This is a genomic window from Brevundimonas sp. LjRoot202 (assembly GCF_964253355.1).
Classification (GTDB): Bacteria; Pseudomonadota; Alphaproteobacteria; order Caulobacterales; family Caulobacteraceae; genus Brevundimonas.
On record NZ_CAXUQW020000005.1, the window covers coordinates 142040 to 167248 of the forward strand.

Below are 25209 nucleotides of genomic sequence, written 5' to 3' on the forward strand. Positions count from 1 at the left end.
GCGGCTCAGAGAGGGGCCTTGAGTTCGCGCGGCGGTCGGATGCGCCGGAACCGCGCCTCGACGAATGAGAAGGCCCCGAAAGCGACGAACCCCAACGCCGCCAGGGCCAGAATCCACGGTCCGGCCGGCTGGCGTTCCACCGCGTCCAGCGCCGATCCGAAACTGGTGACTTCGGACGCGCGCGCGTCGAGACCGGCGAGGACGACGAGACTCGCGAGCGGCAGATAGGCCAGGCCGCGGGCGACGTGTCCCGCCCGCGCCAGCGGTGCGACGCGCCGGCACAGCCGGGCCGAACAGGCCAGGTACTCGGTGAAATCCTCCCGCCAGGCCTTGACGATATTGCTCACGCCGATGCCGAAGATCGTCAGGCCGCCGGCGACGAGCAGCCACTGGCCCAGCGGCAGGTCGAGGACGGCCGCGGCTTGGCTCTGGCTCCGGGTCACTCCCTCGCTGGCGGGATCGGCCGGCGTCCCCGCCATGAGGCCGAAGGCGGCGACGGCCAGGGCGGCGTAGCTCAGGCCGCTGAACATCTGGCTCAGGCGCGTGCCCAGCGCTCGCCATGACACGCCTTCATGATCGGCGTCGAACACGGCCTGCAGGACCCGCCACATCACGAAGGCGGCGAGGCCCAGCCCGATCAGGAAGGCCCACAACCGGCCGAGCGGCCTCTGCGCCAGCCAGGCCAGCGCGCCCTTCGTGCCGACCGCGTCGCCGATCAGATCGACCGCCGCCAGCAGGATCAGCACGCCGACCGACAGATAGACGAAGCCCCGGGCGCCGTAGCCGATCCGCGCCGCCAGTTCGACCAGGTCGTGCAGCGGCGGAACGCGCCGCAGCAAGGGCGACCGTCGACGCCCCATGTCGCCGAGACGCGCGAGACTGTGACGGAGGGAGGCGAGGGCGTTCGGCACGGCGTGCGTAACCCCTGGAGTGAAATATGGCTCCGCTATCTTCGCTCCGGCCTTGAGGTGCGGCAGGCGGACGCATATCTGCTGCGCGCTCAGGGAGGGCGCGCATGCAGCCTGTGATCTCCATCGACGGTCTGACCAAGACCTACAAGTCGGGCCTCCAGGCCCTCAAACCCATCAATCTGACCATCGGCAAGGGCGAGATCTTCGCGCTTCTGGGTCCGAACGGCGCGGGCAAGACCACGCTGATCTCGGTGGTGTGCGGCATCGTCACCCCGACCACGGGCACGATCATCGCCGACGGCCATGACATCCAGTCCGACTACCGCCGGGCGCGCGAAAAGATCGGCCTGGTGCCGCAGGAGCTGACCACCGACGCCTTCGAGACGGTGATGGCCACGGTGACCTTCAGCCGCGGCCTGTTCGGCAAGGCGCCGAATCCCGCCCATATCGAGAGCGTCCTGCGCGAGCTGTCGCTGTGGGAGAAGCGCAACGACAAGATCATGACCCTGTCCGGGGGCATGAAGCGTCGGGTGATGATCGCCAAGGCGCTGAGCCACGAGCCCGACATCCTGTTCCTCGACGAGCCGACCGCCGGCGTCGACGTCGAGCTGCGCCGCGACATGTGGAACCTGGTCCGCCGCCTGCGCGAGAGCGGCGTCACCATCATCCTGACCACCCACTACATCGAGGAGGCCGAGGAGATGGCCGACCGGGTCGGGGTGATCCTCAAGGGCGAACTGATCCTGGTCGAGGAGAAGACCGCCCTGATGAAGAAGCTGGGCAAGAAGACCCTGACCCTGAACCTGCAGGACCCGCTGGACGCCGTGCCGGCGGACCTGGTCGAATGGAACGTGACGCTCAAGGCCGAGGGACACGAACTCGAATACGTCTTCGATTCCAATCAGGAGAAGACGGGCGTGCCGTCGCTGCTGCGCAAGCTCAGCGACCTGGGGATCGCCTTCAAGGACCTGAACACCAGCCAGAGCTCACTGGAGGATATCTTCGTCAGCCTGGTCCACCGCGACAAGGGAGCGGCCGCATGAACAGCCTGACCTTCAACGGCTATGGCGTCTGGGCCATCTACAAATTTGAGATGGCGCGCGCCCTGCGGACGGTGTGGCAGAGCATCGTCACCCCGGTGATCACCACGGCCCTGTATTTCGTGGTCTTCGGCTCGGCCATCGGCAGCCGCATGACCGAGATCGACGGGGTGCCCTACGGCGCCTTCATCGTGCCGGGCCTGATCATGCTGAGCCTGTTCACCCAGTCGATCTTCAACGCCTCGTTCGGCATCTACTTCCCCAAATTCACCGGCACCATCTACGAGCTGCTGTCGGCGCCGGTGTCGCCGCTCGAGATCGTCATCGCCTATGTCGGGGCGGCGGCGACCAAGTCGGCGGTGCTGGGGCTGATCATCCTCGCCACGGCGGCGCTGTTCGTGCCCCTGAACATCCTGCATCCGGTCGAGATGCTGGCCTTCCTGATCCTGATCTCGACGACCTTCAGCCTGTTCGGCTTCATCATCGGCATCTGGGCCAACGGTTTCGAACAGCTGCAGATGATCCCGATGCTGGTGGTGACGCCGCTGACCTTCCTCGGCGGGTCGTTCTATTCGATCGACATGCTGCCGGAGGCGTGGCGGACCGTGACCCTGTTCAATCCGGTCGTCTATCTGATCTCCGGATTCCGCTGGACCTTCTTCGGCAGCGGCGACGTGGGCATCGGGATCAGCCTCGCGGCGACGCTGGGCTTCTTCCTGATCTGCCTGGGGGTGGTCGGCTGGATGTTCCGGACCGGATATCGGCTGAAAAACTAGTATTGAAGAACCCTGATCGTCAGGCTGGCGTCACGAAACGGGCCAGATCGCTCCGCAATCTGGCCCGGTCTTCGCGTTTCTGAAGCGCGCCTCGCCGGCGCGGGAGAGTTCATGCCCACCGACGACAACCAGTCCCCGAACGGTTCGCCCGCCCCCTTCGCCCGCCGCCCGGTGACCTGGGGCCGCCCCCCGGCGACCGTGTTCCGGGCCGGCCCGCTGCCGAAGGGCGAGCGTCTCCCGCCGCTGCCGGAGCCGCCGAAGGCCGCCCCGGCCCCCTCGCCCCGGGGCGCCATTCTGAGCGGGTCGTTGATCCCGCGCGCGGGCCCGGCCCCCGAGCGCGCACCGACGCCCAAGCCCGCCGCACCCCTGGCGGAGCCGCCCGCCCGTCGCCCGGCCTCCGAGCCCGATCTGGCTGTGCGGCCGCTCGCGCCGCTTCCGGATATCGCCGAACCCCGGCGCCCGACCGCGGCCTCGGTCGAGGCCCCCGCCCGTCCGGCGACGGCTCCGACGCCGGCTCCGGCCGCCACGCGCCGGCGCTCCGTCGGCCGCGCGCCCCTCTATGCCGGAGCGGCCGCGGTGGTGCTCGCGGCCCTCGCCGTCGGCGGATGGATGCTGACGCAGCCGCCCGCCGCTTCGCCCCCGCCGGCCCCGTCTACGGAGGCGTCCGTCCCGACTCCCGCGCCAATCGAGATCGCCTCCGCCGTCGAGGCTGTCCCCCTCCCTGAACAGCCGCTCGTCGAGGCGGTTTCCGTGGCGGCTCCCTCTCCGGTCCGCGCCGCGCCCCCGACGGCCGAGCGTCCGGCCGCGACCCGCCCCGCGCTCCAGCCCGCGTCGGTGCAGCCGTCCGCCCCTGTTCCGTACGAAGCGCCGACGCCCGCCGCCACGACGCCGGCCGTGGCGCCGGCGGCGACCGCGCCGCGGATCGAGATCGTTCCGGCCGCGCCGGCCGGCCCGCCGCCGACCACGGCCGAACGCCCACCGGCCGATCCGGACGCGCCGATCGCGACCCGGCCGCAGCCGCTGACGCCCGGAGCCTAGGCGGTCTTGATCGCCAGATAGCCGCGCTCGACCATGCGGCGCAGGCCCTCATAGGCCTCGGCCAATTCCTCATAGGCCGTGCGGGCCGAGGTCAGCCGGGCGATCTGGTCGACCGTCGAGGGCGCGCCCGATTCGCTCTGGCGCAGGGCTTCGCCGACCCATTTGGCGCGGGCGGCCGCCGTCTGGACCGCCAGCCGCTGGAACACCTGGGCGTCCAGTCCGGGAAGGGCGGCGGCGATCACCTCACGATTGGCCACGAAGGCCGAATAGTCGATCTGCTCGAGCAGGCCGCGCAGCCGCCGCTGCTCCTGCGGGTCGGCGTCCTGCGGCTCGAAATGATCGCGCTGACGGCGATAGGTGGAGGTCTGGATGGTCGACATCACGCCGCTCCGGAGGTGGACAAGCTCAAGCGTGCGCTGCGCCGATTAACGAGGGGTTGCGGCGCAGGGGCTTGCGGCGGCGGCGTGCGTCATGATACTTAAGTGAATGCTTCAGTATCAGGAGCCGCTCGATCTCGCCTTCCAGGCCCTGTCGGATCCGACCCGGCGGCGCATGGTCGAACGGCTGTCCGCCGGCCCGGCCACGGTCAGCCAATTGGCCGAACCCCTGCCGATGTCCGTGTCGGCGGTGATGCAGCACCTGAAGATCCTGGAGGGCGCGGGCCTGGTGGTTTCGGAGAAGGTCGGCCGCGTCCGCACCTGCCGCGTCGATCCCCGAACACTCAGCGCCGCCGAGCGCTGGATCAACGACCGCCGCCGGTCCGTCGAGCGCAGCCTCGACCGGCTCGGCGCCTTTCTGGACGAAACGAAGCCCGACGAGGAGCCAGGGTCATGACCATCCCCAATCCCGAGATCGCTCATGGGACCTTCACCATCGAGCGCCGCTACGACGCCTCGCCCGAGCGCGTGTTCCGAGCGTACTCGGACCCCGTCGCCTTCCGCCGCTGGTTCGTGGAGGGCGAGAACTGGACCATCCACGACTGGACGTACGACTTCCGCGTCGGGGGCTATGCCGGCGGCAGTTTCCGGTTCGGCGACGAGAGCAACGAGACCTGGTTCAACGACACCGAGCACCTGGATATCGTCGATAACCGACGCATCATCGTCAGCTATGTGATGGGCCGGGTGACCGCGGCGGGCAAGGAACGCGCCTCGGCTTCGCTGGCCACGACCGAACTGGTCGCCGACGGCTCGGGCACGCGGCTGATCTATACGGAACAGGGCGCCTATTTCGGTGGCGACCCGCGTCAGGAAATCGCCATGCGCGAGCACGGCTGCGGCGAGATGCTCGACAAGCTCGCCCGCGAACTGAAGGAGCATTCGTGATGGCCGGCAAGGTTCGCGTCAGCAGCTTCGCGGTGTCCGTCGACGGCTTCGGCGCCGGGCCCGACCAGAGCCTGCAGGATCCGTTGGGCGTGGGCGGCGAGGAACTGCACGAATGGTTCTTCCCGACCGACACCTTTCAGAAGATGTACGGCAAGGGTCACGGACAGACCGGCGTGGACGAGGGGTTCGCCAGACGCGGCATGGACGGGATCGGCGCCTGGATCCTCGGGCGCAACATGTTCGCCCCCTCGCGCGGGCCCTGGCCCGACGACGGATGGAAGGGCTGGTGGGGCGAGGAGCCGCCGTATCGCTGTCCCGTCTTCGTCCTGACGCATCACCCCCGCGCCTCGTTCGAGATGAAGGGCGGCACGGTCTTCCATTTCGAGACCGGCGGAATCGAGGCGGCGCTGAAGCGGGCGCGCGCGGCAGCCGGCGACCGGGACATCCGCATCGGCGGCGGGGCGGAGACGATCCGCCAGTACCTGCGCGCCGGCCTGATCGACGAGATGCACGTGGCCGTCTCGCCTGTCCTGCTGGGTCGGGGCGAGCCGTTCTGGGCCGGTCTCGATCTGCCGGCCCTGGGCTATGAGCTGATCGAAAGCACCGTCGGCGAACGCGCGACGCACCTGCGCATCGGCCGCAACGGACACGGAGGCGGGCGATGACGGCCGACCGTCTCTTCTTCGGGTCCTTCACGATCGAGCGGCGCTACGACGCCGCGCCCGAGCGGGTGTTCCGCGCCTTCACCGATCGCGACGTCAAACAGCGCTGGATGGGATGCGAGGATGTCCGCGCGCCCGTTATCGAGACGCTCGACTTTCGCGTCGACGGTCGTGAGATCAGCCGGGGCGGCGGCGCCGACGGCGCCGAACACCTGTTCGAGGGGACCTATCTCGATATCGTTCCGGGCCGCCGGTTCGTCTTCGCCTTCGTGATGCACGTGGGCGGGCGGAAACTGTCCGCTTCGATCGCCTCGGTGGAGGTGCTTCCGGACCGCGATGGCGCGCGGCTGATCTTCAACGAGCAGGGCGTCTATTTCGGCGAGGACGGGTGGGCCGAGCGCGAGGAGGGCACCGCCGTCGGCATGGCTCAACTCGCCGCCTGGCTGGATGCGCAAAAGGAAGCCGCCTGATGACCCTGGTGCTGTGGTCCCATCCCTATTCCGCCTATGGCCAGAAGGGCCTTGTCGCCCTCTACGAGCTGGGCCTGGCGTTTGAGCCGAAGCTGGTCGACTACGCGGACGAGGCCGTCATGGCCGCCTTCCTTGCGATCTCGCCCTTCGCCAAGATGCCGGTGCTGGTCGATCCGGCGGCGGGCCGGACGATCCTCGAGTCCAGCATCGTGATCGAATATCTCGACCGGCTGGCCGGCGGCGGACGGTTGATCCCGACCGATCCGGAGACGGCGATGGAGGCGCGCTGGGTGGACCGCATCATCGACACCTATGTCGGCGGCCCGATGAACCGGATCATTTTCCACCGCCTCGGCCGCGCGGGTCCGCCGCCCGAGGCGGTGATGACCCTCGACGAACGCGAGATCGTCACGGCGTGGAACCTGCTGGAGCAGCGGCTGTCGGACGGGCGGACCTGGGGCGCGGGCGAGACCTTCACCCTGGCCGACTGCGCCGCGGCGCCGATCCTGACCTACGCCCGGCGGCTGGTCCCGTTCGGCGACCGGCCGCGGCTGAAGGCGTGGCACGGGCGGCTGATGGCGCGGCCGTCGTTCCGGCGGGCGCTGGAAGACGCCGCGCCGTTCGGTGACCTGATGCCGGCGCCGCCCGCCGTCGACTAGATCAGCCGTGGGCCGTGGCGACGGCGGTCGAACCGCCGGGGGCCCGGGCGATGTCGAGCAGCTTGAGCCGGAAGATCAGCACGCTGTTGGGCGGGATGTCGCCCGCGGCCGTCTCGCCGTAGCCGATCGCGGGCGGGATGTAGACCAGCCACTCGTCGCCGACGCTCATATGCTGGAGCGCATCGCGCATGCCGGGGATGACCGAGCCGGAGATGCCCTCCTCGACCGTGAACACCGCCGGCTGGCCACGCTCGAACGAGCTGTCGAACACCGTGCCGTCGGTCAGCGAGCCCTCGTAGTCCACGCGAACCAGATCGTTGCCGTCCGGGCGCTCGCCCCCGGGCGGTCCCGCCTGCAGCACCTTGTACTGCACGCCCGACGGCAGGGTCTGGACGTCCTTGGCCCGGGCGTTCGAGGTCATGAAGAACTCGGCCTCGCGCAGGTTCTCGGCGGCCTGCGGATCGCCGGCCGGAGCCCCGCGCCCGCACGCCGCCAGCGCCGCCATCATGGCCAGCGCGGCCGCCGTCCTAGCCCATCCGTAGCGCATAGCCTGCCTCTTCCAGTCCGTGTCTGATCTCGTCGGCGTGCGCCTCGCCGCGCGTCTCGACCATGATGTCGAACTCCGCGCCCTTGGCCGGGACGTCCAGCGCCAGGCGGTTGTGCACCACGTCGATGATGTTGCCGCCGAGACCACCGATCACCGCGCTCATCTTCGACAGCATGCCGGGGCGGTCGTCACCGAGGATGCGGTACACGACCAGCCGCTTCTCGCGCACCAGTTCGCGGTTCAGCACCACCGCCAGCATGCGGGAGTCGATATTGCCGCCGGTCAGCTCGAGGCCGACCTTCAAGCCGCGGAATTTGTCGGGGTAGGCCAGCATGGCCGCCAGCCCGCCGGCGCCCGCGCCCTCGGCGACCGTCTTCTCCAGCGTGGCGAGGAAGGCGACGCCCTTCTCGAAGTCCGCCTCGTCGACGACCAGCACCTCCTCGACCAGCGGATCGGCCAGGGCGAAGGGGATGTCGCCGACCGCCTTGATGGCGATGCCCTCGGCGATGGTCTGGCCGCTGCATTTCGCCGTCTCGCCGCGGCGTCTCGCATTGAAGGACGGGTACATGGCCGCCTCGACGCCGAAGATGCGGATCGAGGGCTTGATCCCCTTGGCGGCGATGGCCGAGCCGGCGATCAGCCCGCCGCCGCCGACGGGGATGATCAGCACGTCGAGGTCGGGCGCGTCCTCCATGAACTCCAGGCCGCAGACCCCCTGGCCGGCGACGATGCCCGCGTCGTCGAAGGCCGAGATGAAGACCATGCCCTCCTCGTCCCGGAAACGGTGGGCCTCCTCGGTCGAGCCCGAGAAGTCGGCGCCCTTGATCACCACCGTGGCGCCGTGGGCCCGGGTGCCGTCCGCCTTCACGAAGGGCGTGCCCTCGGGCATGACGATGGTCACCGGCACGCCCAGCCGGGCGCCGTGATAGGCCAGCGCCTGGGCGTGATTGCCGGCCGAGGCCGCCACCACGCCGCGCCTGCGCTCGTCCGGCGTCAGCTGCAGCAGCCGGTTGAGGGCGCCGCGCTCCTTGAAGCTGCCGGTGAAGTGCAGGTTGTCGTACTTGATCCAGACCTCGGCGCCGGTCAGCTGCGACAGCTTGCGGGAATAGCGCACGGGGGTGCGATCCACCTGGCCGGCGATGCGGTCCCGCGCCGCCAGAATGTCGTCAAACGTGACTGTCATGGGGATTCCCTATACCCGGTCTGCGCCGGGTTGCCCGAGCTTTTGGACCAGCGTCCCGGGGCTCGCAACCTTGACCTTGCCGCGGCGTTGATCGTCTCATCGGATGTTCGACCCGCACCCGTGACGGAGAGAGCCCATGGCCGCCCAGACGACATCCCGCAAACTCATCCTTCCGTTGCTCGCCGCCGTGGCCGCCGGCGGCCTGCTGGCGGCTTGCGAGACCGTTCCGATGGGCGGCGGCTTCGGTCCGGGGCCGGCGCCGGGCGGCGCCCCGGGCGTGTTCCGCGCCGACGACTTCGCCTGGTCGACGGCCGCCGGACGCGCCTCGATCGACGGACGGATCGACTATCGCCGCAACGGACAGGCCTTCGACTGCACCGGTTCGATCGGCCTGACCCCGGACACGCCCTACACCCGCGCCCGCTTCCGCACCCTCTACGGCTCGACCGACCGGGCCGCGGTGCCCGAGGCCATCGTCCGCGCCCGGACCGTGGCGGATCCCAACGCCGACTATCGCTCCTACGTCCGCTCGACCACCTGCGAGGACGGCCGCTTCAGCTTCTCCGGCCTGCCGGACGGCGGCTGGTTCATCATCGCCCCGGTCAGCGCCGACGGCGAGGAGCGGGTCGTGCTGATGCGCCACGTCGATACGCGGGGCGGGCGCGTTTCCGTCACCCTGTAGCGTTCGTCAGTTTGTCTTTTCAGGCCGCGTAACGGGCCGCTCTGGAGGATTAACCATGCGCCGCCCGTTCCTGACCACCCTGATCCTGACCGCTGGCTGCGCCTTGGCGGCCGGCTCCGCCTCGGCCCAGTCGTGGGGCCACAGCGGCCATGGTCACCACCGGGGCGGTCAGGCCCCGTCCGCCTTCGACTGGCGCAGCCAGCTGGACCGGCCGGGGGACTATCGCTGCGACGCCTTCTGGGACGCCAGCCGCACCGATTGCGACGCCCGCTGGCGCGACCAGCGCCATCGCGTCAGCGCCCAGGCGCGGCGCGATTATCGGACGCTGGCGGGCTACGGCCACAACGACGGCCGCTACGCCCGGGCTTACGGCCATGGCCACGACAGCCGGTACGCGACCCGGCGGCGCGGCTACGGCCATGGCTACAGCTACAGCTATGGCCACGGACAGTCGGCGGGGACGGCTTACCACGGAGCCTACGGGCGGCCCGACGTCGTCTATCCGGGCGGTCAGGGCCGCTACGGCCAGGGCCGCGACCCCGACCGCGTCGACTGGTGCCGCGCGACCTACCGCTCCTACGACCCGGGCAGCGGCTACTACCGGACCTGGGGCGGCCGCCTGGTATTCTGCGGCTGAGCGCCGGATCGAACGGGGTTCACCCGATCACGGATCGGTGGGCGAGCGCCGTTCGCCATTGTTTCGCCTTGTCCGCACCGCTTCGGTCCTCCTGACCCGCAAGGGGCGGTGGATCAGGGAGCGCGTTCATGTCCCAGCACAACATTTCAGGCTCGGAAGTTTTCGGGCCCAAGCCCGGCGTCATGCTGAGGTCGGTCAAGACCAGCGGCCTGCGCCGCCAGCGCGCGGCGCGGACATGGATGGCCTTCATCGCCGGCGCGATCGTCGCCGTCGGCGCCGGAGCGGTCGTCATGGCCGCGGTGTTCGGCCCGACTCTTTTCGGTTAGCCGCGGTCGTCGGCCCTCCGGGGGCCTCCCGACCCGACGGCCTGGCGGTATGGCTGTCGCGCTCAGGCAGTGAGCCGCCGCGCGGCGAACGATAGCGCCCCCCGCATCAAGCCAGCCAGACCATCCGCCGCGTCCGCGCGTCGCCGCCGCGCGCCTTGCTGAAGCCGCGGCGAACCTCGCCCGTGTAGAGGAAGCCGGCCTTCTCCAGCACCCGTCCCGACGCGGGGTTGTCGGTGAAGTGGCCGGCGACCAGGGCGCGGCGACGCCAGCGGCGTGACGCCCAGACCAGAGCGCCTTCCAGCGCCTCGGTCGCATAGCCCCGACCCCAGAACGGCCGGCCGATCCAGTAGCCGACCTCGGGCGCGGGATCGCCGTCCTCGAACAGGCCGATGACGCCGACCGGGCCATGGTCCTCATGTTCGATCAGGAAGGTCGCGGCGCGGGCCGGATCCTGCCCCGCCACGGCCAGCACGAAGGCCTCGGCGTCGTCCGCCGAATAGGGGTGCGGCATGCGCAGGGTCATGCGTGCGATGTCCGGATCGTTGGCGAGGGTGGCCAGACGGCCGATGTCCTGCGGGCCCGGCGCGCGCAGGGCCAGGCGCCGCGTCTCGACGACGGGAGAGGGTTCGATCACGCACATGATGCGGCCTCGTTCGATCTGCCGCCTCCTTGGAGGGCTCGGGCGGCTTCGAGGCGGGGAACGAAAACGGGGAGCCTGGTGATCCAGACTCCCCGCGGAAATAATTCCCTTGGTCCGGATCGCGGCTCTTGAGCCTTGCGCGATCCGGGAGATGTTCCGTTCGCGCTTACTCGGCGGCCATAGCCTGCTCGGTGGTCGGAAGAATCGACACGTAGCATCGGCCGTTCGCCTTTTTGGTGAACTTCACGGCGCCGTGCACGGTGGCGAACAGGGTGTGGTCGCGGCCAAGGCCGACGTTCTCACCCGGATGGAAGGTGGTGCCGCGCTGACGCACGAGGATGTTGCCGGCCAGCACGCGCTCGCCGCCGAACTTCTTCACGCCGAGGCGCTTCGACTCGGAGTCGCGACCGTTGCGCGACGAACCACCGGATTTCTTGTGAGCCATGGGTTTGCTCCTGTCTCTTCGTTCTTACGCTTCGTCGGTGGAGGCGGGCTTCGCCTTGGGCGCGGCCTTCTTGGCCGGAGCCTTCTTGGCGGCGGCCGGCTTTTCAGCGGCGGCTTCGGCCTTCGGGGCTTCGGCCTTGGCGGCCTTCGGAGCCGCGGCCTTCTTCGCCGGCTTGGCTTCGGTTTCTTCAACGCGCGGGGCCAGGCCGCGAGCGCGCAGGTTCATCTCGGCCTTGGTCATCAGCGACGCTTCGCCGTCCCACTTGGCCTTTTCGCCGGCGCCTTCGATGCCGGTGATGCGCAGGACCGATTCCATCTGGCGATGGCCGTTGGTGCGGCGATAGCCCTGACGACGGATCTTCTTGAAGATCTTGATCTTCTCGCCCTTGCGGGTTTCGACCAGCGTCGCGGCGACGGTCGCGCCGGCGATCATCGGGGCGCCCAGGGTCACGCCCTTGTCGCCGCCCAGCATCAGCACGTCGCCGAACGACACGTTGGAGCCGGCCTCGCCGTCGAGCTTCTCGACCACGATGACGTCGCCCGGCTGAACCCGGTACTGCTTGCCGCCGGTCTTGATCACCGCGTACATGTTGAAGCCTCAGCGAAACGCAAAAAGAATAAGCCCGACGGGGGTTCCCCTCGGGCGAAGAGCGGCGACATATACGGAAGGCGCCCTCGGAGTCAACGCGGACGGGCCGAAAAACCCGGAAACCAGGCGGCGGAAACGGAATTCTCGGCCGCGGCCTCGACTGTTATAAAGTAACACGCTAGAGAGCGGTGATGACGCCGCCCGCCTCCGATCAGATGATCCTTCTGTCCCTGCTGGGCGGCGGTTTCGCGACCGCCTTCCTGCACGCGGCCCTGCCGACGCACTGGCTGCCGTTCGTGCTGGTCGGCCGGGCCCAGCGCTGGAGCCTGGGCCGGGTGCTGGCGGCCGTGACCGCGGCGGGCCTCGCCCATATCGCCGCCACCGCCCTGGTGGGCAGCCTGATCGTCGTCGCCGGGCTGGCGCTCGACCCGTGGATCGGCGGCGTGCTGCCCCACCTGTCGGCGATCCTGCTGTTCCTGTTCGGCGTCTTCTATCTCGGCCGCGCGCTGATCCGGCGGCCGCAACTGGCCGGCGGTCCGCCGCTGGACCTGCCCGAGCCGGCCGTGTCGCACGCCGCCGCCTTCTGGGGGCTGGTGGTGATGATGGCGGTGTCGCCCGGCGAGGTGTTGCTGCCGTTCTATCTGAATCAGGCGCAGGGCGGGGTGGGCGTGCTGACGGCGCTGACCCTCGTGTTCGCCGCGGGGACGGTGCTGGGCATGGCCGCGTTCACCCTGCTGGCCCGGACCGGATGGTCGGTGCTGCGGCTCGAGCGCTGGGCCCGGTACGAAGGCGCGGTGCTGGGCCTGGCCCTGATCGCGATCGGCCTTCTCGTCGTCATGCATCAGCACTAAAGCTCTGCGGATGGCGAACGCCCACTCACACGACCATGACCACGATCATCACGATCATGGCCATGCGCACGGTCATCACCACGGTCCCGTCGACACCGGGGACTGGCGCTACGCCGTCGGGCTGATCGTCAATCTCGCCTTCGTCGGCTGCGAGGTCGGGGCCGGACTGTGGAGCGGGTCGACCGCCCTGCTGGCCGACGCGGGCCACAATCTGTCGGACGTGCTGGGCCTGGCCATGGCCGGCGGAGCGGCTTGGCTGGCGCGGCGCGCGGGCGGGCCCCAGAAGACCTACGGCTACGGCAAGGCGACCGTGCTGGCCGCGCTGGCCAACGCCATCCTGCTGATCTTCGCCTGCGGCGCCATCGCGGTCGAGGCGGCGCAGCGGCTCGACGGCGACGCGGAGGTCCAGTCGGGCATCGTCATGATCGTCGCCGGCATCGGCTTCGTCATCAACCTGGGCACCGCCCTGCTGTTCATGCGCGACCAGCATTCGGATCTCAACGCCCGCGGGGCCTATCTGCACATGCTCGCCGACGCGGCGGTGTCGATCGGCGTGGTCATCGCCGGAGCGATCATCCTGTTCACAGGCTGGTCGATCATCGACCCGATCGTCAGCCTGGTCATCGTCGCGGTGATCCTGTTCGGCACCTGGGGCTTGCTCAAGGACTCGGTCAACCTGGCGATGGATGCGGCGCCGCGCGGCGTCGACGTCGAGGCGATCCGCGGCGCGTTTCTGGCGCTGCCGGGCGTGAGTTCCGTGCACGACCTGCACATCTGGGGGATGTCTACGACAGACACGGCCCTGACCGCCCATCTGGTCCACGACCGGTCCGATCCGGAAGCTTTGCTGGCCGAGGCGCACGCCATGGCCCGCGCCCGCTTCGCCATCGGCCACACCACCCTGCAGCTGGAAGCCGGCCCCCTGCCGGATTGTCCCGACTGCTGACCTTCACAAGCGGCCTCGCAGCCGCCATCTAGCGGCCCATGTCAGACAAGATCCCCGTCACCGTCCTCACCGGCTACCTCGGCGCCGGCAAGACCACCCTGCTCAACCGCATCCTCACCGAGGACCACGGCAAGCGCTACGCCGTCATCGTCAACGAGTTCGGTGAGATCGGCATCGACAACGACCTGGTCGTCGGCGCCGACGAGGACGTGTTCGAGATGAACAACGGCTGCGTCTGCTGCACCGTGCGCGGCGACCTGATCCGCGTCGTCGCCGGCCTGATGAAGCGCCAGCGCCCGGGCAAGCCCGCCTTCGACGCCATCATCGTCGAGACCACGGGCCTGGCCGACCCCGGCCCGGTGGCCCAGACCTTCTTCGTCGACGAGGACGTCAAGGCCAAGACCCAGCTCGACAGCGTCACGGCCCTGGTCGACGCCAAACACGTCATGGCCCGCCTCGACGACTCGAAGGAGGCGCGCGAGCAGGTCGCCTTCGCCGACCGCATCATCCTCAACAAGGTCGATCTCGCCTCGGAAGCGGAGCTGGCCGAGGTCGAGCGGCGGCTGCGCAAACTCAACCCGCTCGCCCCCATCACTCGCGCCGAACGCGCCAATGTGCCGCTGGACCAGGTGCTGGGCCTCGGCGGCTTCGATCTCGAGCGCATCCTCGACATCAATCCCGAGTTCGCCAACCCCGCGCACGGCGAGGAAGGCCACGTTCACGACGAACACTGCGGTCATGATCACCATGACCATGACCACGACCACGACCACGACCATGGGCACGCCCACGGCGCGCGCGGCCACGCCCACGAGGACGACATCAAGGGCATCTCCCTGTCGCTGGACCGGCCCATGGACGGGACCAAATTCACCGCCTGGCTCGACCGGCTGCTGGGCGAGCAGGGCCAGAACATCCTGCGCGCCAAGGGCATCATCGACGTGGCCGGCGAGGACCGCCGCCTGGTCTTCCAGGCCGTGCACATGATCCTCGAGGGCGAACTGCAGAAGCCGTGGGGGACGATCGAGCGCCGCTGGTCCCGCGCCGTCTTCATCGGCCGCGACCTGGACGAGGCGGAACTGCGCAAGGGTTTCGAGGCTTGCGCCGCCTGAGGACCTGAAGGAGCCCGGCCATGGCCGATGCAAAGACCGCCCTCATCGTCGGCGCCTCGCGCGGCATAGGGCTCGGCCTGGTCGAGGAGTATCTGGCCCGCGGCTGGTCCGTCATCGCCACCGTCCGCGACGCGGCGGCCGAGGCTGAACTCACCGCCATGGACCGGGCGGGCCGGCTCACCGCCGCCCGCGCCGACGTCACCCGTGACAGCGACATCCAGGCGCTCGCCAGCCGGATCGAAGGGCCGCTGGACCTGCTGTTCGTCAACGCCGGGATCATGGGGCCCGAGGAGATGACCACGGCCTCGCACGGGGAGATCGACCAGGTCATGCAGACAAACGCCTTCGGCCCGGCGCGCCTCGCCTGGGCGCTGGTGGACCGGGTGCGGCCGAAGACCGGAGTCATCGCCCTGATGTCCACCGGCATGGCCTCGATCGCCGACAACACCTCCGGCGGCTACGACATCTACCGCGCCTCGAAGGCGGCGCAGAACATGCTGGTCCGCAGCCTCTGGGTCGGGCCGGGCCGGGCGCGGGAGCTGACGGTGCTGTCGGTCAATCCGGGCTGGGTCAAGACGGCCATGGGCGGCCGGGGCGCAACCATCGACGTGCCGACCAGCGCCCGCGGCATCGCCGACCAGATCGAAGCCCACGCCGGGAGCGGCGAACACCGCTTCGTCGGCTGGAATGGTCGGGAGCTGCCCTGGTGAACCCTCCGCCGAAACCCCTCTCCGTCGAGACCCGTCAGGCGATCCTGCATTACGGCACACCGGACTTCGACGTGCTGCAGACCGGCGACTATGTGGTCTGCGCCGTGTCCGGAAAGCCGATCCCGCTCGACCGCCTGACGTACTGGAACGTCGAGCTGCAGGAAGCCTACGCCAATGCGGACCTGATGACCCGCCGCTGGGTCGAGACGCATCCTCGCGCCTGACGCTCCGTTGCGCGTTGACGCGCCGCCCGCGGCCTCTAAACGGACCTCATGAAGACCAACACCTTCGACGCCCAGGTCACCGCCGCCCTGTTCGACAACGCCAGCGCGGTGTTCGCGCTCGGCGACGGCTCGGTGCGCTTCGAGGGCGGCGAGTTCAGCGCCGCCCATGACGGGGCCATATTGTGCGCCGCCGTCCACCCCTCCGGCGACGGCGTCGTCACCGGCGGCGACGACGGCCGGGTGATCTGGCACCGGCGCGGCGAGGCCGGGGTGCTGGCCACGGCCAGGGGCCAGTGGATCGACGCCATCGACGCCTCGGCCGAGAGCGGCCTGATCGCCTTCTCGGCCGGCAAGACCCTGTCGGTGATCGACGCGAAGGACGCCGGCTTCCGCCGTGACTTCGCGCATGAACGCACCGTCTCGGGCGTGGCGTTCGAGCCCAAGGGCCGGCGCATCGCGACCTCGACCTACGGCGGCGCGGCCCTGTGGTTCGCCCGCATCGCCGAGCAGAAGCCGACCTTCCTCAAGTGGGCCGGCTCGCACACGGCGGTGACGTGGTCGCCCGACGGCGCCTTCGTCATCACCGCCATGCAGGACAGCCAGCTGCACGGCTGGCGCGTCAAGGACCAGAAGAACCTGCGCATGGGCGGCTATCCGTCCAAGGTTCGCTCGATGAGCTTCCTGTCCAACGGCCAGCTGCTGGCCACCTCCGGGGCGCAGGGCGCGGTGCTGTGGCCCTTCATCGGCTCGAACGGACCGATGGGCCGCGAGGCCACCGAGATCGGCTTCGACGAGGGCAGCCTGGTCGCGCTGGTCGCGTCGCAGCCCAGGCATGGGATTCTCGCCGCCGGTCTCAGCGACGGACGGGTCTGGCTGGCCGATCCGGCCGGGCAGGGCCTGAATTTCCTCAAGGCGGAAAAGAGCGCGCCGATCACCGCCCTGGCCATGAGCCCCGACGCCCGCCGCGTCGCCTGGGCCGACGAGGATGGCGAGGCGGGCGTGGCCGACCTCTGACCGGATCGGCCTTGCGTCGGCCCCCTTGTCCGCGCCACCATCCGTCCATGGCGGGGCCCCCGAAACGAAAGCGCAAGCGGCCAGTACTGACGGTGCTGCTGACACTCGTTCTGTTGCTGCTCGCCAGCGTCGGCATCCATCGCTTCGTTCCCCCGCCCACGACCTTCCTGATGGTCAGCCGGTCGCTGGAGGGGGAGGGCCTGTCATACCGCTGGCGGTCGCTCGACGAGATTTCGCCGCGCCTCGTCGAGGCGGTCATCGCCTCCGAGGACTCGACCTTCTGCGCGCACCGCGGCTTCGACATGAAGGCGATCGAGAAGGCGTTGAAGGCCAACGCCCGGGCGGAGAAACGCGGCGCCGGCCGTCTACGCGGCGGTTCCACCATCAGCCAGCAGACCGCCAAGAACGTCTTCCTGTGGCCGGGCCGTGACTGGGTCCGCAAGGGGCTGGAGGCCGGCTATACGGTCCTGATCGAGACCCTCTGGGGCAAGCGCCGGATCGTCGAGGTCTATCTGAACGTGGCGGAGTGGGCACCGGGCGTCTACGGGGCCGAGGCGGCCGCGCGGCACTGGTTCGGCAAGTCCGCCTCGGACCTGAGCGCCCGCGAGGCGGCCCGGCTGGCCGCCATCCTGCCCTCGCCCCGGCGATACAACGCGTCATCGCCCGGTCCCTACGTCCGCCGTCGCGCGTCGCGGGTGCAGGCGGCGATGGGCACGGTGCGCAACGACGGGCTCGCCGCCTGCGTACTCGACTAGCCGTCACGCTTGACGCAACGGCTCCGCTCGCCTCACCTGCGCGTCGACAAGGCGGAGCAACCGCCTGATACGACGCCCCGGGAGGATTTCGATGAAACGCACCCTGATGACGGCCGCCGCCGTTTGCGCTCTCATGACCACGGCTGGCTGCGCCGCCTATGCGGCTCACGAGCCCCATGTCTGGAACGACGCGCAGAACCCGGGCGCCCCGGCCGCCGCCGTTCCGGCCGCCACCGCGGAAGCCGCCACCGCCTTCGTCGCCGACGCCGAGAAGCGCCTCGCCGACCTCAGCGAGGAGGCCGCCCGCATCCAGTGGACCCGGGCCACCAACATCACCCACGACACCATGTGGCTGGAGAGCCGGATCAACGCCGAATACACCGAGCTGCAGGTCGAGCTGGCCAACGGCGCGGCCCGCTTCAACGACGTCGAGGTCCCCGCCGATGTCCGGCGCAAGCTGAACCTGCTGCGCCTCGGCATCGTCCTGCCGGCGCCCAACCGCCCCGGCGCGGCCACCGAACTGGCCGAGATCACCACTCGTCTCGACTCGACCTATGCGACCGGCAAATTCGAGTTCAAGGGCGAACAGATCACCCTCGACGAGGCCTCCATCCTGATGGCCGAGTCGCGCGACCCCGCCGAACTGGAGGCGCTCTATGAGGGTTGGCGCACCGTTTCCCCGGTCATGGCCGCCGACTACGCCCGCATGGTCGAGATCGCCAACGAGGGCTCGCGCGAGCTCGGCTTCGCCGACACCGGCGCGATGTGGCGGGCCGGCTACGACATGGACCCGGACGCCTTCGCGGCCGAGACCGACCGGCTGTGGGAACAGGTGAAGCCCTTCTACGAGAACCTGCACTGCTATGTGCGCGACCGGCTCAACGCCAAATACGGCGACGCGGTGCAGCCCGAGACCGGCCCGATCCGCGCCGACCTGCTCGGCAACATGTGGTCGCAGCAGTGGGGCAACATCTACGACGTCGTGGCCCCGACCTCGGGCGGCGAGTCCAGCTACGACCTGACCAAATTGCTTGAGGCCGCCGACTACGACGCCGAGAAGATGGTCAGGACCGGCGAGAATTTCTACGTCTCGCTGGGCCTCGACCCGCTGCCGCAGACCTTCTGGGAGCGGTCGATGATCACCCGGCCGCAGGATCGCGAGGTGGTCTGCCACGCCTCGGCCTGGGACCTCGACAACGCCGAGGACATCCGCATCAAGATGTGCACCCAGGTGAACGGCGACGACTTCTACACCGTCCACCACGAGCTCGGGCACAACTACTACCAGCGCGCCTACAAGGATCAGCCCTTCCTGTTCAAGAACGGCGCGAACGACGGCTTCCACGAGGCCATCGGCGACTTCGTCGGCCTGTCGGCCCTGACCCCCACCTACCTGAACCAGATCGGCCTGCTGGACACGGTGCCGGGCGAGGAGGAGGACATTCCCTTCCTGCTCAAGATGGCGCTCGACAAGATCGCCTTCCTGCCCTTCGGCCTGATGGTCGACCGCTGGCGCTGGGACGTGTTCGACGGTGAGACCACGCCGGCGGAATATAATGACGCCTGGACCGCCAACATGCTGCGTTATCAGGGGCTGGTTCCGCCCGGGCCGCGGCCGGACAACGCCTTCGATCCGGGCGCCAAATACCACATCCCGGGCAACACTCCGTACACCCGCTACTTCCTGGCCCACATCTACCAGTTCCAGTTCCACCGCGCCGCCTGCGAGCAGGCCGGCTGGACCGGTCCGCTTCACCGCTGCTCGATCTACGGAAACAAGGAAGTGGGCGAGCGCTTCAACGCCATGATGGAGATGGGCCAGTCGCGCCCATGGCCCGAGGCGATGCAGGCCTTCACCGGCCAGCGCGAGAACGACGCCTCGGCGATCGCCGACTATTTCGCGCCGCTGAACGTCTGGCTGACCGAACGGAACCGCGGCAAGACCTGCGGCTGGGAGGCGTGAGCGGCGATTGCTCGCAGGGTCATTCGAATGACGACGGTTAACCGTCGGCGTTGGACCTTCTCTTAACCGGGTTGCGTCACAGTTGTGCGGATGATCGCGGGTGGATTGCGCCCGCGACGGACCGCGGCTGGGACGGCTATGGGGCTGAAGGCCTGGATTGACGGTGTTTGCGGCGGCGCGCGCAGCCTTGCGCGGCGCGTGGCCGGGGACAAGCGCGGCAATGTGGCGATGCTGTTCGGCCTCAGCCTGCCGGTGCTGATTCTGATGACCTTCGGCGGGATCGACGTCCACAGGCTGTCGACCGTCAAGGTGAACCTGCAGGATGCCCTCGATGCCGCAACCCTGGCGGCGGCGCGGTCGCCCTATACGGCGGACGAGGACCTGCGGCGGGTCGGCCTCGCGGCCCTGAAAGCCAATCTGCAGGCCTATTCGAACGTCACCCTCGAAGAGGACCAGACCACCTTCACCCTGAGCGACGACGACGTGGTCATCGCCGACGCCCGGGTGCAGGTGAAGACCCTCGTCGCCAACATCTTCCTGCCGCCCTACGGCCAGATGATGGACGACTACCTGCCGGTCGGCGGCCATTCGGAAGTCGACCGGTCGTCGCGCAACATCGAGGTGGCCCTGGTGCTCGACGTCACCGGCTCGATGGCCGGCCAGCGCATCATCGACCTGAAGGCCGCCGCCACGGAGCTGGTCGACATCATCGTCCAGCCGATCCAGACGCCCTATTATTCGAAGCTGGCCCTGGTGCCCTATTCAATGGCCGTGAACGTCGGCTCCAACGCCGCTGCGATCCGCGGCACGCCCATCGGTTCGACCCCGATCACCGGCGCGGTGATCAACCTCGAGGGGACCGCCGGCAAACCCATCAGCGCGGCGACCGCCGCGAAGCCCGTCGTAATCACCTCGGCAGGTCACGGCTTCAGCAACAACGACGTTGTCTGGATCGCCGGCGCGGCGGGCATGACCCAGCTGAACAACAAGGCCTACCTGGTCAAGAACAAGACCAATGACACCTTCCAGCTCTATAGCCTCGGCGGCGGCGAGGTGAATGGAAACCGGTACGACACCTACACGGGCAGCGCCACGGTCCGGAAGTGTCAGAACAACGACTGCTCGATCACCATCACCTCGAACGGTCACGGCATGTCGAACAACCAGTACGTCCACATCACCGGCGTGGGCGGAATGACCGAGATCAATGACAGGACCTTCCTGGTCGGCAACGCTACGGCGAACACCTTCACCATCGATCCGAACATGTCGGCGCTGACCCCCTACACCTCGGGCGGCAACGCCTGGTGCGCCCAGCAGGGCTGCACCTACTTCGCCTTCGACAACATGTACGGCAACCTGCGGACGCATCGGATCAGCAGCTGCGTGACCGAGCGCACAGGCGCACAGGCCTACACCGACGCCGCCCCCTCGACCGCCCTGGTGGGCCGGAACTATCCTCCCGGAGGCTACTGCCTGAGCGCCGGCATCCGGCCCCTGTCCAGCGACAAGACCGTGCTGAAGTCGGACATCGCCGGCTACGTTGTGGAGGGGTCGACCGCCGGCCAGATCGGCATCGGCTGGGGCTGGTACATGGTCTCGCCGAACTTCAACTACCTGTGGCCGTCGAGCGGCGCGGGCGTCTACAACACCGCCGACACCCTTAAGGCCGTGATCATCATGACCGACGGGGAATTCAACACCCCCTATTGCTCGGGCGTCGTCTCGAACGACGCCGGCTACGGCGCGGTCAGCGCCAGCAGCCGGATCGACTGCGCCGCCGACAACGGCAGCCCGTTCGACCAGGGCCGGGCCATGTGCACGGCGATGAAGGCCCAGGGCGTGCTGGTCTACACTGTCGGCTTCCAGATCACCGCCGGCGGCGAGGCCGCCAACATGCTCGAGGCCTGCGCCTCGACCCCGGCCAACTTCTATTTGCCGGCCAGTGGCGGGGACCTGTCCGAAGCGTTCGCCGCCATCGGCCGGGACATCACCCAGTTGCGGATATCCAAATAGCGCGGGCGACGCCCCGGACGGTGGCCCGGATCGCGATCGTCAGCCGGCTCAAATCAACCGGATTTCCTTCAGCCGTTCGGTCAGGAAGTCCTCGGCCATGATCGCCTTGCCGGCGTAGCGGTCGGGGTTCTCCGCGGAGACCATGGCCGGCAGGGTCTCGATCACGAAGTCCGGGTTGAAGTGCAGGAAGAAGGGCGTCGAATAGCGGGCGAAGCCGCGCCGCTCCGGGGCCGGATTGACCACCCGGTGCGTCGTCGACGGCAGGACGTGGTTGGTCAGCCGCTGCAGCATGTCGCCGATGTTGACCACCAGCGCGTTCGGCGGCGGGGCGATGTCCAGCCATTCGCCGTCGGCGTCCTTCAACTGCAGGCCCGCCTCTTCGGCGCCGAGCAGCAGGGTGATGACGTTGATGTCCTCGTGGGCGCCGGCGCGCACGCCCGGCGCGTCGGCCGGGACCGGCGGATAGTGCAGCATGCGCAGGATGCTGTTGCCCAGCTGAACCTTGTCCTCGAAGAAGTCGTCGCCGAGTTCGAGGTGACGGGCGATGGCCCTCAGGATCTTGCGGCCGAGGTCGTCCATGGCCGTGAACATCCCGTACAGGTGCTCGCGGAAGCCCTCGACCTCGGTCGGCCAGACATTGTCGCGCATGTATTTGCGATAGGGGTGCCCCTCCGGCAGCTCCCGCCCGACGTGCCAGAACTCCTTCAGGTCGACCGTCGCGGCGCCCTTGGCCGCCTCGACCCCGAAGGGGGTCAGGCCGCGCGCGCCGCCGGTGCCCGGCTGATGGTATTTGCGCTTCACGTCCTCGGGCAGGGCGAAGAAGGCCTTGGCGTCGTCCAGGGCCCGGTCGATCACCGGCTCGTCCAGTCCGTGGTCGGCGATGACCGCGAACCCATAGCGCTTGAACGACGTCCCGAGCTTGTCGGCGAAGGCCTGGAAGTCGGTGTCATACAGCGTCATCGAGACTGGCTCGATGGAGCGGCCGGCGACGGGGGTGGTCAGGCTGTCAGCCATGGACGGGACCTCAATTCCATATTCGGGCGTTTCCATACGCCCTGTGAGCCGATCTTGGCAAAGCGAGGGCGCTGCCTCCGCGCGGCGGGATCAATCCGCGCTCGCGCGCTGTTCAGCGGCGGTACAGGTTGGAACCTTGACCGTAAGGCCGCGTTCCGCCGTCAACCAGGAACTGAAGGATCATCTCACCATGCACGCCAAACTCATCGTCACCGGCATCAGCGTCGTCGCCCTGCTCGGCGCCTGCACCACGACGGACCCCTACAGCTCCACGCCGCGCCGCAACAACACGGGCACGGGCGCGATCGCGGGCGCCATTGGCGGCGCCGTGCTCGGCTACCTGACCAACACCTCGAACTCCGAGGAAGGCCGCAAGAACGCCCTGATCGGGGCGGGCATCGGCGCGCTCGGCGGCGCCGCCGTCGGCGCCTACATGGACCGCCAGCAGCGCGAACTGGAAGCCCAGCTCTCCGGCAGCGGCGTGGGGGTGGCCCGTCAGGGCGACAACCTGGTGCTGCGTATGCCCTCGGACGTGACCTTCGCGTCGAACCAGTCGTCGATCAATCCGGGCTTCCACGCCACCTTGGACGACGTCGCGGCGGTGCTGAACCGATACGACCAGTCGGTCGTGGACATCATCGGCCATGCCGATTCCGACGGCGCCGAGGACTATAATCTGAACCTGTCGCGCCAGCGGGCCTCGTCGGTCGCCCAGTACCTGGTCAGCCGCAATGTGCTGGCCGATCGCCTCTATGTGGATGGTCGCGGCGAAAGCCAGCCGGTGGCCTCGAACGCCACCGCCGAGGGCAAGGCCCAGAACCGCCGCGTCGAGATTCTGATCCGGCCGTTCCGCGGCTAGCGCCCGGCAAGCGCCGCGCGGTGAGCCGCGCACAGACGAGGAAGGCGGGGCCGCGGCCCCGCCTTTTTTCTTATCGGACACCGTTCCGTGACTTGCGGCGGCGGAGCGCAGGTGCTGGATAGCAAATGTCGTTCCGACTCGGGGGAAGCGCGTGCGTCCGGACCATGAACTCACCGACGGCGTCAGGCTGGGCGCGATCGCGGTCGTGTCGGCGGTGGTGACGGCGATGCTCGTGATCGGCGCCGGCCGGACCCTGCTCCCGCAGCCGGAAGCGCAGGCCAAGGGCCAGCCCGAACTGATCCGGGCCTCGCTGCCCTAGGCGCGTCCGATGGAGGCGTAGCGGAAGCCGCGGGCGCGCATGTCCTCGGGCCGGTAGACGTTGCGCAGATCGACCATCACCGGCTGGCGCAGCAGCCGCTTGACCCGGTTCAGATCCAGCGCGCGGAACTGGTCCCATTCGGTCAGGATGACGACCACGTCGGCCCCCTCGACGGCCTCGTAGGGCCCGTCCTTGAACACGACGTCCGGCAGCAGCTGTGCGGCCTCGGCCATGCCCTCGGGATCGAAGGCCTGGACCGTCGCGCCCATGGCGATCAGGGCCGGGGCCACGTCCAGCGACGGGGCGTCGCGCATGTCGTCGGTGTTGGGCTTGAAGGTCAGGCCCAGCAGGGCGACCGTCTTGCCCGCCAGTTCGCCGTCCAGCGCCGCGGCCACCTTGCCGGCCATGGCCTTCTTGCGGGCGTCGTTGACCTCGACCGTGGTCTCGATCAGCCGCACCGGCGAGCCCGCATCGACGGCGGTGCGCACCAGGGCGATGGTGTCCTTGGGGAAGCAGGAGCCGCCGTAGCCGGGCCCGGCATGCAGGAACTTGGAGCCGATGCGGTTGTCCAGGCCGATGCCGCGGGCGACCTGTTGCACATCCGCCCCGACCTTCTCGCACAGGTCGGCCATCTCGTTGATGAAGGTGATCTTCATCGCCAGGAAGGCGTTGGCGGCGTATTTGATCAGCTCCGAGGTGCGCCGGCCGGTGAACAGGATCGGCGTCTCGTTCAGGTTCAGCGGGCGATAGAGTTCGCGCATCACCGCCTGGGCGCGCGGATCCTCGGCCCCGACCACGATCCGGTCCGGCCGCTTGAAGTCCTCGATCGCGGCGCCCTCGCGCAGGAACTCCGGATTGGAGACCACGGCGAAGTCGGCGTCCGGCCGCCGCGCCCGGATGATGGCCTCGATCTCGTCGCCGGTGCCGACCGGCACCGTCGACTTGGTGACGATGACCGTGAAACCCTCGATCAGTCCGGCGATCTCTTCGGCCGCGGCGTGGACGTAGGACAGGTCCGCATGGCCGTCGCCACGCCGTGACGGCGTCCCGACCGCGATGAACACCGCGTCGGCGGCGCGGATGGCCTCGGCCCCGTCCAGGGCGAAGGACAGACGGCCGTCGCGCACGTTGGCGGCGACCAGATCGTCCAGCCCCGGCTCGAAGATCGGGATCACGCCCCGCTCCAGCCGCTCGATCTTGGACGCATCCTTGTCGACGCAGGTCACCTCATGGCCGAAGTCGGCGAAACAGGCCCCTGACACCAGGCCCACGTAGCCGGTTCCGATCATCGCGACGCGCATTCGGGTTCGCCCCCTTCAACAGTGGCCGGGAGATAGCGGTCGGGCCGGAGTTTGGCCACCCCGCGCCGCGCGAGGGACCAAAGCAAAACCGCCGGCCCGCGAGGGACCGGCGGCTCTGTCTTTCCGTGCCGTCCGATCCGGCCCGAAGGCCGGAGCGGCTTCGACCTCAACCTAGAAGTTGATGCCGATGGTGGCA

The 25209-nt window shown here is 69.0% G+C and carries 31 protein-coding genes; 22 read left to right on the plus strand and 9 right to left on the minus strand.

Going from position 1 to position 25209, the window contains the following annotated elements:
• Positions 1 to 5: 5 nt before the first annotated feature.
• The gene (locus tag ACSQ1L_RS11015; protein ID WP_435994788.1) at positions 6 to 839 is read right to left on the minus strand and encodes a DUF1206 domain-containing protein; all 834 of its coding nucleotides are present in this window, start codon (positions 837 to 839) and stop codon (positions 6 to 8) included.
• 176 nt (positions 840 to 1015) lie between these two features.
• Here ACSQ1L_RS11015 and ACSQ1L_RS11020 point away from each other — a divergent pair, with 176 nt between their 5' ends.
• The 3 genes from ACSQ1L_RS11020 (at position 1016) to ACSQ1L_RS11030 (ending at position 3765) form a co-directional block, all read left to right on the plus strand.
• Positions 1016 to 1954 (plus strand): ABC transporter ATP-binding protein, encoded by a 939-nt coding sequence (locus ACSQ1L_RS11020; RefSeq protein WP_435994789.1) that lies wholly within the window; start codon positions 1016 to 1018, stop codon positions 1952 to 1954.
• Positions 1955 to 1959: 5 nt separating this feature from the next.
• Positions 1960 to 2727, plus strand: coding sequence for an ABC transporter permease (locus ACSQ1L_RS11025; RefSeq protein ID WP_435994819.1), 768 nt, complete (start codon positions 1960 to 1962; stop codon positions 2725 to 2727).
• 111 nt (positions 2728 to 2838) lie between these two features.
• Positions 2839 to 3765 (plus strand): hypothetical protein, encoded by a 927-nt coding sequence (locus ACSQ1L_RS11030; RefSeq protein WP_435994790.1) that lies wholly within the window; start codon positions 2839 to 2841, stop codon positions 3763 to 3765.
• On the opposite strand, the gene ACSQ1L_RS11035 is transcribed toward ACSQ1L_RS11030, so the two are convergent.
• A complete protein-coding gene (locus tag ACSQ1L_RS11035; protein WP_435994791.1) occupies positions 3762 to 4145 on the minus strand; it encodes a hypothetical protein in 384 nt (127 codons plus the stop codon). The genes ACSQ1L_RS11030 and ACSQ1L_RS11035 overlap by 4 nt on opposite strands.
• 106 nt (positions 4146 to 4251) lie before the next feature.
• Between ACSQ1L_RS11035 and ACSQ1L_RS11040 the strand changes: the two genes are divergently transcribed.
• Genes ACSQ1L_RS11040 through ACSQ1L_RS11060 form a run of 5 tightly spaced genes read left to right on the plus strand, consistent with a single transcriptional unit; the run spans position 4252 to position 6881 of the window.
• The gene (locus tag ACSQ1L_RS11040; protein WP_435994792.1) at positions 4252 to 4599 is read left to right on the plus strand and encodes an ArsR/SmtB family transcription factor; all 348 of its coding nucleotides are present in this window, start codon (positions 4252 to 4254) and stop codon (positions 4597 to 4599) included.
• The gene (locus ACSQ1L_RS11045; RefSeq protein WP_435994793.1) at positions 4596 to 5090 is read left to right on the plus strand and encodes an SRPBCC domain-containing protein; all 495 of its coding nucleotides are present in this window, start codon (positions 4596 to 4598) and stop codon (positions 5088 to 5090) included. The genes ACSQ1L_RS11040 and ACSQ1L_RS11045 overlap by 4 nt, the downstream gene beginning before the upstream one ends.
• The gene (locus tag ACSQ1L_RS11050) at positions 5090 to 5755 is read left to right on the plus strand and encodes a dihydrofolate reductase family protein (protein ID WP_435994794.1); all 666 of its coding nucleotides are present in this window, start codon (positions 5090 to 5092) and stop codon (positions 5753 to 5755) included. The genes ACSQ1L_RS11045 and ACSQ1L_RS11050 overlap by 1 nt, the downstream gene beginning before the upstream one ends.
• Positions 5752 to 6222, plus strand: a complete 471-nt coding sequence (locus tag ACSQ1L_RS11055) for an SRPBCC domain-containing protein (RefSeq protein WP_435994795.1) — start codon at positions 5752 to 5754, stop codon at positions 6220 to 6222. The genes ACSQ1L_RS11050 and ACSQ1L_RS11055 overlap by 4 nt, the downstream gene beginning before the upstream one ends.
• On the plus strand, positions 6222 to 6881 hold the full coding sequence (locus ACSQ1L_RS11060) for a glutathione S-transferase family protein (protein ID WP_435994796.1): 660 nt from the start codon (positions 6222 to 6224) through the stop codon (positions 6879 to 6881). Before ACSQ1L_RS11055 ends, ACSQ1L_RS11060 begins: the two co-directional genes overlap by 1 nt.
• Before the next feature lies 1 nt (position 6882).
• Here ACSQ1L_RS11060 and ACSQ1L_RS11065 read toward each other — a convergent pair whose 3' ends face one another.
• Together ACSQ1L_RS11065 and ACSQ1L_RS11070 are read right to left on the minus strand one after the other, a co-directional pair.
• Entirely contained in the window at positions 6883 to 7428 is a 546-nt protein-coding gene (locus tag ACSQ1L_RS11065; RefSeq protein ID WP_435994797.1) for an FKBP-type peptidyl-prolyl cis-trans isomerase, read from the minus strand.
• Positions 7409 to 8611: a threonine ammonia-lyase gene (locus ACSQ1L_RS11070; protein ID WP_435994798.1), complete on the minus strand. Its 1203-nt coding sequence runs from the start codon at positions 8609 to 8611 to the stop codon at positions 7409 to 7411. The genes ACSQ1L_RS11065 and ACSQ1L_RS11070 overlap by 20 nt, the downstream gene beginning before the upstream one ends.
• A gap of 136 nt (positions 8612 to 8747) precedes the next feature.
• On the opposite strand from ACSQ1L_RS11070, the gene ACSQ1L_RS11075 reads away from it, so the two are divergent.
• The 3 genes from ACSQ1L_RS11075 to ACSQ1L_RS11085 all read left to right on the plus strand — a co-directional run bounded on the left by ACSQ1L_RS11075 (position 8748) and on the right by ACSQ1L_RS11085 (position 10256).
• Positions 8748 to 9293: a hypothetical protein gene (locus ACSQ1L_RS11075; RefSeq protein ID WP_435994799.1), complete on the plus strand. Its 546-nt coding sequence runs from the start codon at positions 8748 to 8750 to the stop codon at positions 9291 to 9293.
• Positions 9294 to 9348: 55 nt separating this feature from the next.
• Positions 9349 to 9930, plus strand: a complete 582-nt coding sequence (locus ACSQ1L_RS11080; protein WP_435994800.1) for a BA14K family protein — start codon at positions 9349 to 9351, stop codon at positions 9928 to 9930.
• A gap of 128 nt (positions 9931 to 10058) precedes the next feature.
• Positions 10059 to 10256 carry a hypothetical protein gene (locus tag ACSQ1L_RS11085; RefSeq protein ID WP_435994801.1) on the plus strand — a complete coding sequence of 66 codons (198 nt, stop codon included), beginning with the start codon at positions 10059 to 10061 and terminating at the stop codon, positions 10254 to 10256.
• A gap of 106 nt (positions 10257 to 10362) precedes the next feature.
• Here the strand turns inward: ACSQ1L_RS11085 and ACSQ1L_RS11090 are convergent, their stop codons facing one another.
• The 3 genes from ACSQ1L_RS11090 to rplU form a co-directional block, all read right to left on the minus strand.
• The gene (locus tag ACSQ1L_RS11090) at positions 10363 to 10896 is read right to left on the minus strand and encodes a GNAT family N-acetyltransferase (RefSeq protein ID WP_435994802.1); all 534 of its coding nucleotides are present in this window, start codon (positions 10894 to 10896) and stop codon (positions 10363 to 10365) included.
• Between the two features lie 166 nt (positions 10897 to 11062).
• The gene (rpmA, locus tag ACSQ1L_RS11095) at positions 11063 to 11341 is read right to left on the minus strand and encodes a 50S ribosomal protein L27 (RefSeq protein ID WP_435994803.1); all 279 of its coding nucleotides are present in this window, start codon (positions 11339 to 11341) and stop codon (positions 11063 to 11065) included.
• Positions 11342 to 11365: 24 nt separating this feature from the next.
• The gene (rplU, locus tag ACSQ1L_RS11100) at positions 11366 to 11929 is read right to left on the minus strand and encodes a 50S ribosomal protein L21 (protein WP_435994804.1); all 564 of its coding nucleotides are present in this window, start codon (positions 11927 to 11929) and stop codon (positions 11366 to 11368) included.
• Between the two features lie 191 nt (positions 11930 to 12120).
• On the opposite strand from rplU, the gene ACSQ1L_RS11105 reads away from it, so the two are divergent.
• The 9 genes from ACSQ1L_RS11105 (at position 12121) to ACSQ1L_RS11145 (ending at position 21520) form a co-directional block, all read left to right on the plus strand.
• Positions 12121 to 12780, plus strand: coding sequence for a hypothetical protein (locus tag ACSQ1L_RS11105; RefSeq protein WP_435994805.1), 660 nt, complete (start codon positions 12121 to 12123; stop codon positions 12778 to 12780).
• Between the two features lie 10 nt (positions 12781 to 12790).
• A complete protein-coding gene (locus tag ACSQ1L_RS11110) occupies positions 12791 to 13726 on the plus strand; it encodes a cation diffusion facilitator family transporter (protein WP_435994806.1) in 936 nt (311 codons plus the stop codon).
• Between the two features lie 38 nt (positions 13727 to 13764).
• On the plus strand, positions 13765 to 14838 hold the full coding sequence (locus ACSQ1L_RS11115) for a CobW family GTP-binding protein (protein WP_435994807.1): 1074 nt from the start codon (positions 13765 to 13767) through the stop codon (positions 14836 to 14838).
• A gap of 20 nt (positions 14839 to 14858) precedes the next feature.
• Positions 14859 to 15548, plus strand: coding sequence for an SDR family NAD(P)-dependent oxidoreductase (locus tag ACSQ1L_RS11120; RefSeq protein WP_435994808.1), 690 nt, complete (start codon positions 14859 to 14861; stop codon positions 15546 to 15548).
• On the plus strand, positions 15545 to 15772 hold the full coding sequence (locus ACSQ1L_RS11125) for a DUF2093 domain-containing protein (protein ID WP_435994809.1): 228 nt from the start codon (positions 15545 to 15547) through the stop codon (positions 15770 to 15772). The genes ACSQ1L_RS11120 and ACSQ1L_RS11125 overlap by 4 nt, the downstream gene beginning before the upstream one ends.
• Positions 15773 to 15820: 48 nt before the next feature.
• Positions 15821 to 16786 (plus strand): WD40 repeat domain-containing protein, encoded by a 966-nt coding sequence (locus ACSQ1L_RS11130; protein ID WP_435994810.1) that lies wholly within the window; start codon positions 15821 to 15823, stop codon positions 16784 to 16786.
• A 47-nt stretch (positions 16787 to 16833) separates the two neighbouring features.
• Positions 16834 to 17541: a monofunctional biosynthetic peptidoglycan transglycosylase gene (mtgA, locus tag ACSQ1L_RS11135; RefSeq protein ID WP_435994811.1), complete on the plus strand. Its 708-nt coding sequence runs from the start codon at positions 16834 to 16836 to the stop codon at positions 17539 to 17541.
• A 91-nt stretch (positions 17542 to 17632) separates the two neighbouring features.
• Entirely contained in the window at positions 17633 to 19504 is a 1872-nt protein-coding gene (locus ACSQ1L_RS11140) for a M2 family metallopeptidase (RefSeq protein ID WP_435994812.1), read from the plus strand.
• Between the two features lie 138 nt (positions 19505 to 19642).
• The gene (locus tag ACSQ1L_RS11145) at positions 19643 to 21520 is read left to right on the plus strand and encodes a ubiquitin-activating E1 FCCH domain-containing protein (RefSeq protein ID WP_435994813.1); all 1878 of its coding nucleotides are present in this window, start codon (positions 19643 to 19645) and stop codon (positions 21518 to 21520) included.
• Positions 21521 to 21568: 48 nt separating this feature from the next.
• Here ACSQ1L_RS11145 and ACSQ1L_RS11150 read toward each other — a convergent pair whose 3' ends face one another.
• Positions 21569 to 22534, minus strand: coding sequence for an isopenicillin N synthase family dioxygenase (locus ACSQ1L_RS11150; protein WP_435994814.1), 966 nt, complete (start codon positions 22532 to 22534; stop codon positions 21569 to 21571).
• Between the two features lie 190 nt (positions 22535 to 22724).
• Here ACSQ1L_RS11150 and ACSQ1L_RS11155 point away from each other — a divergent pair, with 190 nt between their 5' ends.
• Positions 22725 to 23393: an OmpA family protein gene (locus ACSQ1L_RS11155; RefSeq protein ID WP_435994815.1), complete on the plus strand. Its 669-nt coding sequence runs from the start codon at positions 22725 to 22727 to the stop codon at positions 23391 to 23393.
• Positions 23394 to 23544: 151 nt separating this feature from the next.
• Complete coding sequence (locus ACSQ1L_RS11160; RefSeq protein ID WP_435994816.1) at positions 23545 to 23712, plus strand: hypothetical protein; 168 nt, start codon at positions 23545 to 23547, stop codon at positions 23710 to 23712.
• On the opposite strand, the gene ACSQ1L_RS11165 is transcribed toward ACSQ1L_RS11160, so the two are convergent.
• Positions 23709 to 25013: a UDP-glucose dehydrogenase family protein gene (locus ACSQ1L_RS11165; protein ID WP_435994817.1), complete on the minus strand. Its 1305-nt coding sequence runs from the start codon at positions 25011 to 25013 to the stop codon at positions 23709 to 23711. The genes ACSQ1L_RS11160 and ACSQ1L_RS11165 overlap by 4 nt on opposite strands.
• Between the last annotated feature and the right edge of the window lie 196 nt (positions 25014 to 25209).